21 protein-coding genes are annotated in these 14,275 nt (G+C 61.7%); 17 read left to right on the forward strand and 4 right to left on the reverse strand.

Annotated features, from left to right (window positions below):
• The first annotated feature begins 82 nt into the window (after positions 1–82).
• The 10 genes from HJB89_RS10520 to HJB89_RS10565 all read left to right on the forward strand — a co-directional run bounded on the left by HJB89_RS10520 (position 83) and on the right by HJB89_RS10565 (position 6,792).
• The gene (locus HJB89_RS10520) at positions 83–376 is read left to right on the forward strand and encodes a GYD domain-containing protein (protein WP_064839863.1); all 294 of its coding nucleotides are present in this window, start codon (positions 83–85) and stop codon (positions 374–376) included.
• A 178-nt stretch (positions 377–554) separates the two neighbouring features.
• Positions 555–1,274 carry a DUF930 domain-containing protein gene (locus tag HJB89_RS10525; protein ID WP_221139695.1) on the forward strand — a complete coding sequence of 240 codons (720 nt, stop codon included), beginning with the start codon at positions 555–557 and terminating at the stop codon, positions 1,272–1,274.
• 36 nt (positions 1,275–1,310) lie between these two features.
• Entirely contained in the window at positions 1,311–2,423 is a 1,113-nt protein-coding gene (locus HJB89_RS10530; RefSeq protein ID WP_221149712.1) for a DUF930 domain-containing protein, read from the forward strand.
• Between the two features lie 105 nt (positions 2,424–2,528).
• Complete coding sequence (locus HJB89_RS10535; RefSeq protein ID WP_221149713.1) at positions 2,529–2,690, forward strand: hypothetical protein; 162 nt, start codon at positions 2,529–2,531, stop codon at positions 2,688–2,690.
• Positions 2,687–3,475, forward strand: a complete 789-nt coding sequence (locus HJB89_RS10540; protein WP_221149715.1) for an APH(3') family aminoglycoside O-phosphotransferase — start codon at positions 2,687–2,689, stop codon at positions 3,473–3,475. The genes HJB89_RS10535 and HJB89_RS10540 overlap by 4 nt, the downstream gene beginning before the upstream one ends.
• Before the next feature lie 62 nt (positions 3,476–3,537).
• The gene (locus HJB89_RS10545) at positions 3,538–4,344 is read left to right on the forward strand and encodes an AraC family transcriptional regulator (protein WP_221150001.1); all 807 of its coding nucleotides are present in this window, start codon (positions 3,538–3,540) and stop codon (positions 4,342–4,344) included.
• Positions 4,345–4,423: 79 nt separating this feature from the next.
• Positions 4,424–5,323, forward strand: coding sequence for a DMT family transporter (locus HJB89_RS10550; protein ID WP_221149717.1), 900 nt, complete (start codon positions 4,424–4,426; stop codon positions 5,321–5,323).
• A gap of 3 nt (positions 5,324–5,326) precedes the next feature.
• On the forward strand, positions 5,327–6,019 hold the full coding sequence (locus tag HJB89_RS10555; RefSeq protein WP_207581215.1) for a B3/4 domain-containing protein: 693 nt from the start codon (positions 5,327–5,329) through the stop codon (positions 6,017–6,019).
• Between the two features lie 79 nt (positions 6,020–6,098).
• The gene (locus HJB89_RS10560) at positions 6,099–6,497 is read left to right on the forward strand and encodes a DUF427 domain-containing protein (RefSeq protein WP_221115832.1); all 399 of its coding nucleotides are present in this window, start codon (positions 6,099–6,101) and stop codon (positions 6,495–6,497) included.
• Positions 6,498–6,558: 61 nt separating this feature from the next.
• Positions 6,559–6,792 carry a DUF6894 family protein gene (locus HJB89_RS10565; protein ID WP_221115831.1) on the forward strand — a complete coding sequence of 78 codons (234 nt, stop codon included), beginning with the start codon at positions 6,559–6,561 and terminating at the stop codon, positions 6,790–6,792.
• A gap of 212 nt (positions 6,793–7,004) precedes the next feature.
• On the opposite strand, the gene HJB89_RS10570 is transcribed toward HJB89_RS10565, so the two are convergent.
• Entirely contained in the window at positions 7,005–7,250 is a 246-nt protein-coding gene (locus HJB89_RS10570; protein WP_007629945.1) for a DUF6894 family protein, read from the reverse strand.
• Positions 7,251–7,379: 129 nt separating this feature from the next.
• Here HJB89_RS10570 and HJB89_RS10575 point away from each other — a divergent pair, with 129 nt between their 5' ends.
• The 3 genes from HJB89_RS10575 (at position 7,380) to HJB89_RS10585 (ending at position 10,156) form a co-directional block, all read left to right on the forward strand.
• Entirely contained in the window at positions 7,380–8,099 is a 720-nt protein-coding gene (locus HJB89_RS10575) for a Crp/Fnr family transcriptional regulator (protein ID WP_221132118.1), read from the forward strand.
• Between the two features lie 164 nt (positions 8,100–8,263).
• Positions 8,264–9,484 (forward strand): MFS transporter, encoded by a 1,221-nt coding sequence (locus HJB89_RS10580; protein ID WP_221149719.1) that lies wholly within the window; start codon positions 8,264–8,266, stop codon positions 9,482–9,484.
• Between the two features lie 75 nt (positions 9,485–9,559).
• A complete protein-coding gene (locus HJB89_RS10585) occupies positions 9,560–10,156 on the forward strand; it encodes a DUF922 domain-containing protein (protein ID WP_311044369.1) in 597 nt (198 codons plus the stop codon).
• Positions 10,157–10,202: 46 nt separating this feature from the next.
• On the opposite strand, the gene HJB89_RS10590 is transcribed toward HJB89_RS10585, so the two are convergent.
• Together HJB89_RS10590 and HJB89_RS10595 are read right to left on the reverse strand one after the other, a co-directional pair.
• Positions 10,203–10,553 carry a YidB family protein gene (locus tag HJB89_RS10590; protein ID WP_209883224.1) on the reverse strand — a complete coding sequence of 117 codons (351 nt, stop codon included), beginning with the start codon at positions 10,551–10,553 and terminating at the stop codon, positions 10,203–10,205.
• 70 nt (positions 10,554–10,623) lie between these two features.
• Positions 10,624–11,109: a hypothetical protein gene (locus HJB89_RS10595; protein ID WP_207581207.1), complete on the reverse strand. Its 486-nt coding sequence runs from the start codon at positions 11,107–11,109 to the stop codon at positions 10,624–10,626.
• Positions 11,110–11,376: 267 nt separating this feature from the next.
• Between HJB89_RS10595 and HJB89_RS10600 the strand changes: the two genes are divergently transcribed.
• The 4 genes from HJB89_RS10600 (at position 11,377) to HJB89_RS10615 (ending at position 13,237) form a co-directional block, all read left to right on the forward strand.
• Positions 11,377–11,730 (forward strand): DUF1428 domain-containing protein, encoded by a 354-nt coding sequence (locus HJB89_RS10600; RefSeq protein ID WP_221149722.1) that lies wholly within the window; start codon positions 11,377–11,379, stop codon positions 11,728–11,730.
• An 87-nt stretch (positions 11,731–11,817) separates the two neighbouring features.
• Entirely contained in the window at positions 11,818–12,240 is a 423-nt protein-coding gene (locus tag HJB89_RS10605; protein WP_207581205.1) for a secondary thiamine-phosphate synthase enzyme YjbQ, read from the forward strand.
• 156 nt (positions 12,241–12,396) lie between these two features.
• Positions 12,397–12,702 carry a hypothetical protein gene (locus HJB89_RS10610; RefSeq protein ID WP_207581204.1) on the forward strand — a complete coding sequence of 102 codons (306 nt, stop codon included), beginning with the start codon at positions 12,397–12,399 and terminating at the stop codon, positions 12,700–12,702.
• Between the two features lie 175 nt (positions 12,703–12,877).
• Positions 12,878–13,237 carry a hypothetical protein gene (locus HJB89_RS10615; RefSeq protein ID WP_207581203.1) on the forward strand — a complete coding sequence of 120 codons (360 nt, stop codon included), beginning with the start codon at positions 12,878–12,880 and terminating at the stop codon, positions 13,235–13,237.
• A 116-nt stretch (positions 13,238–13,353) separates the two neighbouring features.
• On the opposite strand, the gene HJB89_RS10620 is transcribed toward HJB89_RS10615, so the two are convergent.
• Entirely contained in the window at positions 13,354–14,094 is a 741-nt protein-coding gene (locus tag HJB89_RS10620; protein WP_221115826.1) for an SIMPL domain-containing protein, read from the reverse strand.
• Between the last annotated feature and the right edge of the window lie 181 nt (positions 14,095–14,275).

Raw genomic sequence — 14,275 nt, forward strand, 5'->3', positions numbered from 1 at the left:
CCACGGGGGAAGGATCGATCGCGACGCGCGAACGAGGTCGACGTAGGCTTGCGTAGGCCAATCCTCCGTTGGGAGGTGCGACGTGACCACTTACATTCTTTTGATCGATTGGACGGATCAGGGCATTCGCAACGTTCGCGACTCGACAAAGCGGCTGGACGCGGCGAAGAAATTGCTCGCCGGCGTCGGCGGCTCCTTCAACCAGTTCTTCCTGACGATGGGCGGGCATGACATGGTTGCCGTCTGCGAGGCGCCCGATGACGCGGTGATGGCGCATTTTACGCTCTCGCTCGCCATGGGCGGCAATGTGCGGACCGAGACGCTGAAGGCATTCCCGGAAGCGGCCTATCGGGATCTTATCGGCTCGCTCGGCTGAATGCAATTAATGATTGTGTATTTTGCCTGTTGCATGGCTTCGGCTGTGCTGACAGTGTCAGGTCGTGCTTCAAATTCCGCGGCAGGGCTACCGGCCCGATTTTTCGGCAAACTTCATGATGAACGCGCTCCTCAGTTTCATGATCGTCATCGATCGTCCGATTGCCGCTAGCTGACCGATGGAACTGGCGGCGGGCAAATGGGATGGCGGGATCCAGCGGGGCGCGGCTGCGTCGTTTGCGTTGCATGCCGCTGCGCTCCTGCTTCTTCTGCTGTTGTTGCCGAAGGCCGAGCCGCCACCATTGCCCGATGACGGTTTCTCGGTGGAGATCGTTCCGCAGCCCGTGGAATCGCTGAAAACGCCCGAGCTCGTCAAGGCGCCTTCGCCGGAACAGGCAAAGCCCCAGGCCGAGCGGGATGCGCCGGTTGCGAATAATCCGGCTGCTGCGGCAATGCCTTCTGTGACACCAATCGCTCCACTGGTGCCAAAGCCGGCTGAATTCGTCGCGGCAAGCCGGCTTTTTTCCGACAAAGTGCTTGCCGATCCGCGCAGCCGGCGCGCCCGCGAGGCGTTGCGTGGCCTTGCTGGCGGCGAGCGCAATCTGCAGCTCTGCGACCTCGAGGCGCTGGAGCAGGTGCGCCGCGCGCGGCCGGATATGCGGCCGGATACGGTCGCCCCCTTTGCGATGGCGCCGGAGAAGGTCAGCAGCAACAGCGTCGAGGTGAGAGGCGGCGCCTTCCGTAGCAAGAGGGCGTGGTACAACATTCAGTTCCAATGCGGGCTCGATGCCGGCTCCGGCAAGGTTATGTCCTTTGCCTTTCTGGTCGGCGATGCCATTCCGCAAGGTGAATGGCAGGCGCATGATCTGGTGGCCGACGACGGGGCTGCCGACCAATGACTTCAATCGCTGCTGCGATCACGCGGTTTTTTTCTTTTGTGGCTTGATGCTGCCCGCTTTAAAGGCCACATCGCTGCTGTGACAGAAGAAGACGTTGTACCGGCGGAAACGCAGCACGAAACGAGAAAGCAGCGGCCCGAAATCCGCTGGGGTGTCGTCGCGTCCGTGCTTCTGCATGTTCCCCTTGTCGCGCTTCTAATCTTTGGGCTGCCGAAGATCGAGCCGAAACCTGCCGAAGACGAAAGCGTGAAGGTCGAGCTCGTTCCGCCGCCGGAGGAGAAGAAGCCGGAGCCCAAGCCCGAGGAAAAACCACCGGCGCCGAAGCCGCCGGAACAGGCGAAGAAGCAACCGCCGCCGCCACCTCCACCTCCACCTCCACCTCCACCTCCACCTCCACCGGAGGCTAAGAAAGCTCCCGAGCAAGCGAAGCCGATGCCGACTCTCCGCCCGGTCATCGAGTTTGGCGACAAGAATAGCGGCCCCGAAAAGTCGTTCACGGGAAATTCTTCTCAGGGTGAAACCAAACCCGCAACGACCCCGCCGCCGCAGGATATCGAACCGGAGCAGGTGCCTGCAAAGGCTGCGGTCGAAAAACCCAAAACGGACGAGCCTCCATCGAAACCCGTGCCAGATGATGTGAAGCTTCCTGAGGTTGCGACGACGGACGTTTCTCCGGAACGCAATGGGCCGCCGGCAGACGTGTCTGGCGAAGCCAATACGACTATCGAGCAGACCAAACCGCCTGAGCAAAAGACTGCTGAGACGTCGAAACCGATTGCTAAAAATAGCGATCTACCCAAAGCGAAAACGCTGTTTTCACAGACGGACGGTGGCAGTTTGATTGCGCAAACTGCCATCGATGGCCTTCCACGTAAAAATCGAGTGGCCACGCTATGCGCCACCGAGCTTCAGGCCCAACTTGTTCACGGTTCGCCGCCTTATTTCCCCTTCTCATTGCCCAGTTTTGGGTTGCGAGCCGGCAGCATTCTCAACGTGGACGATGCGGCCTTTGGCACAACCAAAGGCTGGTACCACGTTCGTTTCCGGTGCGAGTTAGATGAGGGAGCGACGAAAGTCGTGTCGTTTGCCCACGAAGTTGGCGGGTTGATCCCCCGCAGTCAGTATGCGAAGTATGATATTCGTGACTAGTCCTCGCGATGGGATCGCGTCTCATCGGCAATAAGCCACGCGCAAGGAACCGCATCTAGCCTCTCCTCATGGCCGTGATGATACGGTGCAGAAGAGGACAATGATATGTCGAACGAGATCGAGCATTTTCTTGATCGTCAGGATGAAGCCGTGAGCGCACTGTTCCTGGAGAACAAGGGCGACGAGCTGACCGATATTCTGGTGGCGGCTCTGGAAGAGGCGTTCGAAATCCTTCTCGAAGCCGCGCCTGCCGGCACCATTCATTGACATTTTCTGAGAGATTGCCGGCTGGATCGCTTGGCGCACGGCTGTCCGGCTACCGGATGGAGCGGGATGCGCTGGGTCGTTCCGCAGCAAGCGTCTTCCGGCTGGAAGGGGAGGGCTTGCCGGTCCTCTACCTTAAGGTCGAGGCAATGGGGCCATTCGGCGAGCTTGCCGATGAAGCAGCCCGGCTGAGCTGGCTCAAGGGCTGCGGTTTGCCATGCCCTGACGTGATCGCCCGCGAGAGCGACGGCGGGCGCAACCGGCTGCTGATCAGCGCGCTGCCCGGGAATGATCTTGCCAGCGCATCGGCGCTGACGCCGCTAGCACGGGTCGAACTGCTGGCGGCGGCCCTTCTTGACTTGCATCGTCTGCCGATCGCATCCTGCCCCTTCGATCACCGGCTGGAGAGCCGCATAGCGGTGGCGAAAGCGCGGATGCTGGCCGGCATCGTCGTCGAGACCGATTTCGGCGAGACGCGGCTTGGGAAAAGTGCCGAGGCCCTGTTTGCCGAACTCGAAAGCAGAAAGCCGGGCGGCGAGGATCTCGTCGTCACCCATGGCGATGCCTGTCTGCCGAATTTCATCGCTTCGGCAGAGGGTTTTTCCGGCTATATCGACTGCAGCCGGCTTGGTGTCGCCGACGGCTATCAGGATATCGCGCTTGCCTGCCGCAGCATCGCCTCTAATTTCGGCGAGGCGCTGGTGCAGACCTTCCTCGATGGTTACGGCATGCCGGCCACGGATCCGGCCAGGCTGGATTATTATCAGCTGCTCGACGAGTTCTTCTAGGTCGATTGCGTCGATGCTCTGCGGCTGGCAGAGTGGCCGGCGATCGGATCTGCGGGCAGATGATGGCGAAAAACCAGTTCAGGATGTTGCGCTCAGCGCTGACTGGCGTCGAAGCGGTGGAAGCGGAAACGCATCTGAGTTTCGCCCGGCACACACATGAGCAGTTCGGCATCGGGCTGATTTCCGCCGGCGCGCAGTCGTCACTGAGCGGCCGCGGTATGGTGGAGGCTAAGGCCGGCGACATCATCACCGTCAATCCGAACGAGGTGCATGACGGGGCGCCGATCGGTCAGCGGCGGTCGTGGCGCATCCTCTATTTCGATCCCGCCATCGTCACCGATCTCCAGCGAGAGATCAGCGACGGCGGGGTAGGGCGATCGGAAATCCCCTATCCGGTCATGCGTAATGCGGCGATCGCCTCCCGCTTCGAGATGTTGTTTCGCGCGGTGACTGGTGGCGGAGCGGCCGATGGCCTGCTCCGCGAGGAGTTGCTTCTGCAACTCGTCGCCGATGTCATGCGCGAGCGCGGCGACGCCGAAGAACGGCCGCCGGTACCGGCGTCGATCCGCGCGGCCCGCGATCTGATCGATGACGATCCTCTTGCCGCCGTGTCGCTGACCGATCTCTCCCGGGAAAGCGGGCTCAGCCGCTTCCAGGTGCTGCGCGGTTTTGCCAAGGCGACGGGATTGACGCCGCATGCCTATCTCGTCCAGGCCCGCATTCATATCGCACGGCGGCTGATCGCTCAGGGAACGCCGCTTGCGGAAGCGGCCTTTGCCAGCGGCTTTGCCGACCAGAGCCACATGACGCGGGTTTTCGTGCGCAAATACGGCCTGTCACCGCGCCTCTATGCCGGCGGCTTTATGTAAAGACCCCGCGCCTGCAATTTCGTTCAAGACCCAAACACGTCCCTGCTGTTTCCTCGGCGCGTCCAACAGGAGACGTTGAATGTCGAGACAGGCTCACGGGTATTTCTATCTGGCGCTGGCCATGCTGACTGTGGGAAGCACGGTGATTGCCAGCAAGCTGATTGCGTCCGGCTTGCCGCCGTTCAGTGCCACTGCGTTGCGTTTCGCGCTGGCTTTTCCCATCTTGCTGGTGGCGATGCGCGTGACCGGCGTGCGGCTGCCGAAACTCTCCAAGAAAGATTGCCTCATCCTCGTCATTCAGGCCGGCGCCGGCAGCGTCGGTTATACGACGCTGCTGATTTCCGGCCTGAGCCTGACCTCGGCGGCCGATGCCGGCGTGATCATCGGCACCCTGCCGGTGGTGTCGGCGGCGATCTCCATCCTGCTGCTTGGCGAACGGCCGAAGCCCGCCCTGCTTGTTGCAGTGGCGCTGGCGACGGCAGGCGTGTTTTCGATCGCCTTCAGCCCGGATGCTTCAGGCGGATCATTCTCCGGCAATGCGCTGATCTTCTGCGCCGTCGTTTGCGAAGGGCTGTTCATCCTGCTGAACAAGAGGCTGAGGGCGGAGATCCCGCCGCTTGCCCAGTCGACGCTGATGGCCGGCTTCGGCCTCATCGTCGCCATCATCCCGGCGGTGTTCGAAGCGCCTGTCGCGCCGGGGATTTCCGCAAGCGCTGTCGTTGCCGTCGTCTATTATGCGCTGGTGCCGACTGTCGGCGGCTTCCTGCTCTGGTATGCCGGTGCGGCAAGGGTGAGCGGCACGGAAGCCGCGCTCTTCACGGCGCTCGCGCCGGTTTCCGCCGTCATGCTGGCTTTCCTCATCCTCGGCGAGCCGGTCGGGCTCAACCAAATCGCCGGCATCGCCTGCGTGCTGGCGGCCGTGCTCGGGCTTGCCCTTGCCGACAGCCGGGTGGCGCTGAAAATATCCGGAGGGAGATAGGCCATGCAATTCCGTCATTCCGATTCCATCTGGCAGGACTTTCCGGAGCTTCGCGCCGGTGCGCTTCATGTGGAAAGTATCCATGCGGATGCTGATGTCGAGGCGGCGATCGCCAGCTTCGGCGCGATTGCCGAGGCCCGGCTGGCCGCAGCGCCGGAAGGCGAGTTTCCTGAAATTCAGGCGTGGCGGCGCGGTTTTTCCCGAATGGGGCTGAAGCCGACGCAATATCGCTCGGCCTCCGAAGCGCTGCTGCGCCGCTTCCGCCAGGAGCATGGCCTGCCGCGCCTGCATCCGCTGATCGATCTCTGCAATGCGATTTCGCTCGCCTTCGCCATTCCGATTGCCGTCTTCGACACCGAGAAGATCACTGATGATCTCGAGGTCCGGCGAGCCGGGGGCCACGAGACCTATCTTACCTTCGGCGGCGAAATCGAACATCCGGAACCGAACGAAGTGATTTTCGCAGACAGTGCGGAGAGGGCGCATGCTCGGCGCTGGACGAACCGGCAGAGCGGGCTTTCGGCGGTGCGGCAGACGACGCACTCGGTGCTGATCGTTGCCGAGGCCCTGCATGCCTCCGCGGCCGAGGATATCGGCACGCTGATCGAAACGCTCGCGGATGCACTGACACGTCACTGGCCGGCGGCGCCGAAAACGGCGATGCTGAGCCTGAGATCACCGCTTTTCGAATTCTAGATGCCGGCGTTTCAGGCCTTGGACGAACCGCATGCCCACCCTATCTCCACGGCATCGACATTTCCTGGAGGCGAACCCTATGTCAGACAAATCGATCAAGATCCCGGGGCCGGATCATCCGATCACCGTAGAACACAATCCCTCCCGCGTCGTCGTCACGCTTGACGGCAAGGTGATTGCCGATAGCCACGATGCGCTGACGCTTCGCGAAGCCTCCTATCCGCCGGTGCAGTATATTCCGCGCAAGGATGTGGACATGGCGCTGCTGCAGCGCACCGACCATACCAGCCATTGCCCCTATAAGGGCGATGCCGCCTATTACAGTATCATTGCGGGCGGCGATCGGTCGAAGAATGCCGTCTGGACGTACGAGGCGCCGAATGCCGCGGTCAGCAATATCAAGGGCCATCTCGCCTTCTATCCCGACCGGGTCGACGGCATCGAGGAAATGGCTTCACCGGAAGCCGGCACCTTCTGATCACGGCAGTCGGAACATGTTGCCCGCGGGATCGTTAGCTTGTTCTAGCAGGGGATGTGTCGTGCCTAAATTCTACTTTGAGCTCCTCGATCGTGATGGTGTCGGGGCGACTGAGACCGGATATGAATTCGCCTCCATCGAGGCCGCCAAAGCGGAGGCGCGGCGCGTGCTCGCCGAAATGGCCGCCGAAGGCCTGCCGTCGGAACCTCTGAACATGCTGTCGGTGGAACTCTTCGACGAAAGCCGGCGGCCGCTAGCGGAAATCCGGTTGATTCTCGAGGAAATCGCCAAATAGCCGCAGCCGGAATGCTGCTTGCGATGTTGGTCAGAGCAATGGCGCGACTATGTCAAATTTAATTGCCGGCGGTGGAGGCGGGTCTTAATGCATGTCGCCCGGAGGTGTGCAGCAGTTCCGGGAGAACGACAGCATAAAAAAGAGCCTAAGCGTCGCGGCGACCGAGTGGGATTGATGCGGGAGAGACCGGCGGCAACCCTGAAAGGCTGCCGCTATCGCAAGACGTCGAGCCATTCATTGTTGAAGACGAGGCTGGCAACCGTCACCGGGTCGCCGCTTTCATTGCGAACGGTGACGGCGATGATCGCGCGATCACCCGCGGGCAATTCGTCACGGGCCACATCCAGCAGGATGCGGGTCACCTCTTTCGGAATGTCCTCGCGCGATCTGAGCTCGGTGCCGTGCTCGTCGCGTGTGGGACCTTCGCCGTTATGCAGATCGAAAAAGTAGCGAGCCATGTTCTTTCCTGTGCGTCACAGGGGAAATTACAGATGAAGACAATTGTTCCCGAGGCCAGGCATTGATTCCTATAGAAAATACAGGTCGCATCGTTATGATCCCCTCTTTCGAACTCGGCGGACAAGCCCGTGATTGAAGCCCTGCTGCTCAACCTTGGAAGCCGGGATGTGCTGTCGACCGAGGAGGAAAACCGTATCAGGTCGATCCTGGTCAAGGACCGGCACTTTGCTGCCGGAGAGGATATTGTCGCCGAAGGCAGCCGCCCGCCCTACAGCACGCTGCTGCTCGATGGTTTCGCTGCGCGCTACAAGGTGATGGCCGATGGCAGCCGCCAGATCACCGCGCTGCATGTCGCCGGCGATTTCGTCGACCTGCACGCCTTTCCCCTCAAGAAAATGGATCACGGCATCGTTGCGCTCTCGGCCTGTCATGTTGCTTTCGCCGATCATGGCGATCTCCGGGCGATCACCGAGCGCATGCCGCATCTGACCCGGCTGCTCTGGCTCGATACTCTGATCGATGGCGCCATTCACCGGGAATGGATCGTCGCCATGGGCCGGCGCTCGAAACGGGCTCAGATCGCCCACCTCGTCTGCGAGCTTTTCGTGCGCTTGCAGGTCGTCAAGCGGACGCGGGGCGCCAGCTTCCAATTTCCGTTGACGCAGATCGAGATGGCCGACGTGCTCGGCATTTCCGTCGTCCATCTGAACAAGACGCTGCAGGCGCTGCGGCGCGAGGGGGTGTTTACCTGGGAGAACCGGACGATCACCATCGTCGATTGGGAGCGCCTGCAGGAAATCGCCGAATTCGATCCCGCCTATCTCAGCATCCACAGTGAGCCGCGCTAAAGCGCCCGGGATTAAGCTTGCGTCATGCGGCGCCCCGTATGGCGTAACCGGGTCGCGCCAGCGCATTCCGATTGACAAACAGCGTATCGGGGCAGAACACCGTTCCGACCTTCCCAGAACTCCCAAGAAGGCTGGCGCAGCCGCGGCCTGCCGGTGACATCGCAATGGACATATCCCAAGGCCCGCGGAGCGTTCTTCGCCACCCAGGCTATCTGAACTTCGCTGCCTCCCGCGTGTTTTCCTCGCTTGCATTCCAGTCCATCGGCATTGCCATGGGCTGGATGATCTATGACCAGACGCATAGCGCCTTTGCGCTCGGCCTCGTCGGCCTCTGCCAGTTCCTGCCGATGGCGCTGCTGACCTTCGTCGTCGGCCATGTCGCCGACCGGTTCGACCGGCGGCGCATCGGCCTCGTCTGCCAGGTGATCGAGTCGGTGACGGCGCTGGTGCTGGCGGTTGCCACCTGGCAGCAATGGCTGACGCCAGCCGGCATTCTTGTCGCGGTCACGGTGCTCGGCGCCGTCGTCGCCTTCGAGCGGCCGACCATGGCGGCGCTGCTGCCGAATATCGTGCCGGCCTCGATGCTGCAAAAGGCGGTCGCAACCTCCACTTCGCTGATGCAGACGGCGCTGATCATCGGCCCGTCACTCGGCGGCCTGCTTTACGGGCTGAACCCGGTCGCGCCCTTTGCCGTGTCGGCGCTGCTCTTTGCCGTCGCGAGCGTCAACGTCATCTCGATCCGCATGCAATGGGCGCCTGCCAAGCGCGAGCCGGTGACGCTTGCCTCGGTCTTTGCCGGCGTCTCCTTCATCCGCAGCCGGCCGGTGATGCTCGGCACCATCTCGCTCGATCTCTTCGCAGTGCTGCTCGGTGGCGCAACCGCGCTGCTGCCGATGTTTGCCAGCGATATCCTGCATGCCGGCCCCTGGGGACTGGGCTTCTTGCGCGCCGCACCGGCGGTCGGCGCGCTCGCCATGTCGATCGTGCTGGCCCGCCGGCCGCTCGAAAGCAATGTTGGGCGCAAAATGCTTGCCGCCGTTGCGGTATTCGGCGTCGCCACCATCGTCTTTGCACTCTCCACCAATATCGCGCTTTCCGTCGCCGCACTGCTCGTCGTCGGCGCGTCCGATACGGTCAGCGTCGTCGTGCGCAGCTCGCTGGTGCAGCTTCTGACGCCGGACGAGATGCGTGGCCGCGTCAGCGCCGTCAACTCGCTGTTCATCGGCACCTCCAACCAGCTCGGCGAATTCGAATCCGGCATGATGGCGGCAGCCCTCGGTCCCGTCGCCACCGGCATCATCGGCGGGCTCGGCACTGTTATCGTCGTGCTCCTGTGGGTGCGGCTCTTCCCCGACCTGACCAAGGTCAAGACGCTGCAGGGCTGATGCATGGCTGGTGCGTTGAAAGCAGCGGCGGCTGCCGTTAGGTTCGCCCGAAACATTATTCGGCGGGGACCGCGCGTGACGAAAGCTTTTCTATCCTGTGTGCTCGCGACCGTGTTCGCATCGGCACCAGCCGTGGCGCTGGCCGATGGGCAGGCTGTGGAAGAGGTGCGGCCCTATTCGATATCAGGCAAGACGGGCGCGGAACTCTATGAATCGATCGGGGCACGTGGACCTGAGGTCGGCAATGGCCGGGTGATCGCGCATACGACGTTCAAGCTGACCTGGACCCGGAAATACGAACCGCAGGGCAATGCCTGCGTCATCACCACCAACCGGCCGAAGCTCATCATAACCTATACGCTGCCGAAGCCATCGGCAGCACTGCCGCCAGCCGTTAGAAGCAGCTGGGACGCCTTCATCGCCGGCGTGCACGCCCATGAGCGGGTGCATGGCGACACCATCAAGGCAATGGTCAGGGAAATCGAGACGATGAGCATCGGCCTCACCGTTGCCGATGACCGCGACTGCAAGAAGATCCGGATCGAGCTGACCCGGCGTCTCGGCGAGATCTCCCAAAGACAGCGCCAGGGCGGCCGCGACTTCGACAAGATAGAACTCGGCGACGGCGGAAATATCCAGCAGCTCATCCTCAAGCTGGTCAATGGGCCCTGATCGGGCCGAAGCGTGCCAAGGGAAGGCCGCTATGGTGTGTTGAGACTCAGGACGTCCGGATCGTCCCGTCCGGGCTTGCCTGATCGACCGCCGCCGGCAGGTGTTGCGCGAGGATATTCGCCACCTGGTCTGTCGGCACGCCAAGCTTCTGCGCAAGCGAGACGAGATATTCGTTCGAGAGTGCGGAACGGATTTCGTCTGGCGTGATCGGCTGGTTTTCGCCACGCCCGAGCCAGGAATTGACACGCGACCCGAGGCCGGCGTCGTTCAGTTTCGTCACCACGCCGTCCAGGCCGCCGAATTGGGAAAAGGCATCGGACATCAGTCCGCCGAGGCCGCCCGGATGGTTGCTGATCGCCTTGCTCAGCATGCCGCCCAAATTATCAAAGAGACTCATCGCATCCTCCGTGTAGATCGTGATCGGCGCCGCCGCGTGGCGCCGCCTGTGATAGCCGAACGAAAAGACGTCAGGACTTGAGTTTGCTGTTGCAGATGCTGTAATAGCCGCCGCCCTTCTTGATCCAGGTGAGGCCGCCCAGGCTGTCATTGGCCTTGTCGGTTTTGTATTGATCGAGACAGGTATGCATTCTCGCCTTACCCGGGGTCTCGCTTGCGTATTTCGCCGAGACCTTAGTGGGGAAGACCACGCCCTTCGGAGCCTTGGTCGTGGTTGCCGGCGGTTCGGATGCATTGTCCGTATTGGCCATCGTCGGCTCTTCGTTCTTGGCATCGCCCGCAGCAGGTGCTGTGGCCGCAGGTGCTGCCGCGGCATCGGTTCCGCACTGCGCCTTACGGAAATCGTTCCACTTCATTCCATTCAGGCTGTTGGCCGCTTGTGCCGCTTTGTATTTGGCGCTGCATTCGTTCATCGTCAGCGCATTCGCGTGAGACGCGAAGGTGAATGCTCCGATACCAAGGGCGACGGCTGTTCCGATAGAAGCAAGTTTGATCATGAATACATCCTCCAAGAGCTGTATTGATGTCGACGCCTGAACGCGGGCACACGCCGCGTAGGCGGGTGCTGTCAGGTAACACCAGATCGCGGAGCAATACTGTCAAATTTTAGGCGTTCATTATATAAGTGGAGAATAAATCAGTAAATTTCGATACAGCCGTGTTGCCAGCCCGCTTTCGATCGGGTGAACGGTCGGTCGGTCTGGAACTACCCGACTGGTCTCCTATTTCTCCCGTCAGCGTGAGATAGATGGAGGAGGCGTGCAATGTCCTATGTCGATGGTTTCATCGTGGCGGTGTCGAAGGAGAATATCGAAGCCTATAAGGAATTCTCGGCCTTCGCCGGGTCGATCTGGAAGGAATATGGCGCGCTCGAATATGTCGAATGCATCGGCGACGACGTGCCCTATGGCACGCTGACCTCCTTTCCTCGCGCCGTGCAAGCCAAAGAGGACGAGGTGGTGGTGTTTTCCTGGATCGTCTATCGGTCGCGGCAGGAGCGCGACGATATCAATGCCAAGGTGATGGCCGATCCCAGGCTCAAAGGCGACCAATGGCAGATGCCGTTCGATGGCAAGCGGATGATCTATGGCGGCTTCGAGACGCTGCTCAGGCTCTGATGCCGGCGCTCCCGCTTTTCGAGGCATTGACTTGGCCGCCATGACGCGCCAACTCGCGGGGATATCACTCCGAGACGGGAGAGCGCCTTGCCGCAGACGGTCCTTACACTAGCCACACGCGGGCAGGGACTTTACGAATTCACCGACCAGGCGGAGGCTTTCGTCAGAGCGGCCGGGCAGGAGGAGGGGCTTCTCACCGTCTTCGTGCGGCACACTTCCTGTTCGCTGCTGATCCAGGAAAATGCCGATCCCGACGTACAAACCGATCTTCTCGCCTTCTTCCGCCGCCTCGTGCCGTCGGCCTCCGATCCCGCGATGGGCTGGGTCGTTCATAGGGCCGAGGGGCCGGACGACATGCCGGCGCATATCAAGGCGGCGCTCACTCAGGTTTCGATCGGCATCCCCGTCGCGAGGGCGCGGCTGATGCTCGGCACCTGGCAGGGCCTTTATCTGTTCGAACATCGCGACCGGCCGCACCGGCGCGAAATCGTCCTGCATCTCAGTGCCTGAAAGGATTAATCCTTCTGAATGAGAACTGAATGCGCGGTTCGAATGCCATTCAGTTTGCAGCGTCTACTGTCGAAACAATCCCTGAAGGGAGAGTTCGAGCATGTCGCGCGATAACGACATGCGTAAAGACAAAGAACAAATCGACGGAGACACCCCATGACGCATTTGCTCGCCAAAGCCTCGCTTGCCGCATTGCTCGCCCTCTGCTCCATTCCGGTCACGGCTTCCACCGCGGCAGCCGCAGGGCCGCAGACGAACCTCGTCGCCGAAGCGCAATACCATCGTCCGATCCGCGGTTGCTCGCCGATGCATGCGGTGCGCAAGGCGCGCGACTTCGGCCTGCGCGATGCCCGCATCACCCGCATGTCGCCGCGCGTCGTCGTCGTTGCGGGGCGTGAGCGTCGCGGCTGGGACAGGATCACCTTCGCGAATGTCCGCGGCTGCCCGCTGATCCGGCGTTAAGCACCCTGCGGCAAGCGTCCAAGCGGCGCTTGCCGGCCGCTTTTGCCTTGACGGCGACACTTTCGCTTGTCTCTTCTCTAGCCCGTATGGGTGATTCCCAAATGACGCTTCGGCGGAATGCGGAGTAATAGGCGGGCGGCTCGGCCGCACCGACTTTCAAACGAAAGGTTTTTAGATGATGCAGTTTTTGGCAAAGGCGGGTCTTGCCGCCATGCTGACAGCCGGCACCCTTGCCGGCACGGTGGCGCCTGCCGCCGCGCAGTTGAATATCATTATCGGCGATCAGGATCGTGATCAGCCGCGGGATTACCGCCGTCCGCCGCCCGGCTACGACCGTCCGCCTCTGGGCTACGATCGCCGGCCGCGCGGTTGCGATCCGCGTCTCGCTGAAGATATGGCCCGCGATTTCGGCTTCCGCCGCGCCCGCGTCGTCGACGTCACGCCGCGCCGCGTCATCGTCCAGGGCTGGACACGTCGCGGCCCCGACCAGATAAGCTTCGGCAACGTCCGCGGCTGCCCCGCTCTGCGTCGCTGATATCAACTAGAATACCGACCGCCTTTGCCAGTCTCCCGGATCGGCAAGGGCGGTTTTCTTTTTGTGTAATTCTTTGACAGCGCCGCGCGTCTGAAGGACGCGCGGCGCTGTCATGCTTACTGATCGATGGCGAAGGTCACGGTGACGCTGACATTGTAACTGTTCTCGCCGCCCTGGACGGGAACGGCAGCGTCGGAAGCTTCCTTCATCATCGTGGCGCGATAGGCGGGCTGCGGCATCGGGCGAGGGACGTTCTCGTTGATCTCGATGATCCGGCCGAGCTTGACGCCAGCGGCTTCGCTCAACGTCTTCGCCTTCTTGACGGCCTCGGCGACGGCATTCTTGCGCGCCTGTTCGAGGGCTGCTTCCGGCTTGTCGTTGGTGAACTGGATGTCGCCGCCCTGGTTGATACCGAGGGTGACGGACTGGTCGATCACCTGGCCGAGTTTGGCGAGATCGCGCAGCCTGACGGTGACCGAATTGATGGTCTGGTAGCCGATCAGCTGCGGCTGCTGTTGCTGGCCATCGACCGGCTGCGGATAGTTGTATTGCGGCTGGATGGAAAAGCCTGAGGTTTGCAGATCGCGCTCGGCGATGCCGCCGTCCTTCAGCGCCTTAAGCACCTCGTTCATCGCCTTGTTGTTCTCGTCGAGCGCTTCGCGGGCGGTTTTCGCCTGCTTGACGACAGCGAGATTGACGACGGCCATATCGGGAGCGATGGCCGATTCGCCATCACCGGTCACCGAAATCACCGCCTCGCGCGGCTTTGCTTCCTGCGCCAATGCGGGCGCTGCGCTGCCAAGCGGCAGAGCCAGAAGGGCAGTCATCAGAATAGTTTTGGAGAGAATCGGCGCCATGTTTCATTCCCTAGTTGTCGTTTCCCGGAACCACTTTCTGTCGGTTGATTGTGAAGCTATTGCGGCGGAAAGGAAGGGCGGAGGCGCATCGGGAGAAAAATGTGCGGGATGCGTGGGTGGAACTCAAAACCCGTTCAGCGGTCGGCTGCAACATTCGGCTCAACAGGGAGTGAAAGAGAAC

The organism is Rhizobium sp. NZLR8, from assembly GCF_019685025.1.
In the GTDB taxonomy this organism is placed as follows: domain Bacteria; phylum Pseudomonadota; class Alphaproteobacteria; order Rhizobiales; family Rhizobiaceae; genus Rhizobium.

Coding starts and splice junctions, on each gene's coding strand:
- HJB89_RS10525 (WP_221139695.1), top strand. CDS start 555: ATGGAACTGGCGGCGGGCAAATGGGATGGCGGGATCCAGCGGGGCGCG.
- HJB89_RS10535 (WP_221149713.1), top strand. CDS start 2,529: ATGTCGAACGAGATCGAGCATTTTCTTGATCGTCAGGATGAAGCCGTG.
- HJB89_RS10545 (WP_221150001.1), top strand. CDS start 3,538: ATGGCGAAAAACCAGTTCAGGATGTTGCGCTCAGCGCTGACTGGCGTC.
- HJB89_RS10550 (WP_221149717.1), top strand. CDS start 4,424: ATGTCGAGACAGGCTCACGGGTATTTCTATCTGGCGCTGGCCATGCTG.
- HJB89_RS10555 (WP_207581215.1), top strand. CDS start 5,327: ATGCAATTCCGTCATTCCGATTCCATCTGGCAGGACTTTCCGGAGCTT.
- HJB89_RS10560 (WP_221115832.1), top strand. CDS start 6,099: ATGTCAGACAAATCGATCAAGATCCCGGGGCCGGATCATCCGATCACC.
- HJB89_RS10570 (WP_007629945.1), bottom strand. CDS start 7,250: ATGGCTCGCTACTTTTTCGATCTGCATAACGGCGAAGGTCCCACACGC.
- HJB89_RS10580 (WP_221149719.1), top strand. CDS start 8,264: ATGGACATATCCCAAGGCCCGCGGAGCGTTCTTCGCCACCCAGGCTAT.
- HJB89_RS10590 (WP_209883224.1), bottom strand. CDS start 10,553: ATGAGTCTCTTTGATAATTTGGGCGGCATGCTGAGCAAGGCGATCAGC.
- HJB89_RS10595 (WP_207581207.1), bottom strand. CDS start 11,109: ATGATCAAACTTGCTTCTATCGGAACAGCCGTCGCCCTTGGTATCGGA.
- HJB89_RS10600 (WP_221149722.1), top strand. CDS start 11,377: ATGTCCTATGTCGATGGTTTCATCGTGGCGGTGTCGAAGGAGAATATC.
- HJB89_RS10610 (WP_207581204.1), top strand. CDS start 12,397: ATGACGCATTTGCTCGCCAAAGCCTCGCTTGCCGCATTGCTCGCCCTC.
- HJB89_RS10615 (WP_207581203.1), top strand. CDS start 12,878: ATGATGCAGTTTTTGGCAAAGGCGGGTCTTGCCGCCATGCTGACAGCC.
- HJB89_RS10620 (WP_221115826.1), bottom strand. CDS start 14,094: ATGGCGCCGATTCTCTCCAAAACTATTCTGATGACTGCCCTTCTGGCT.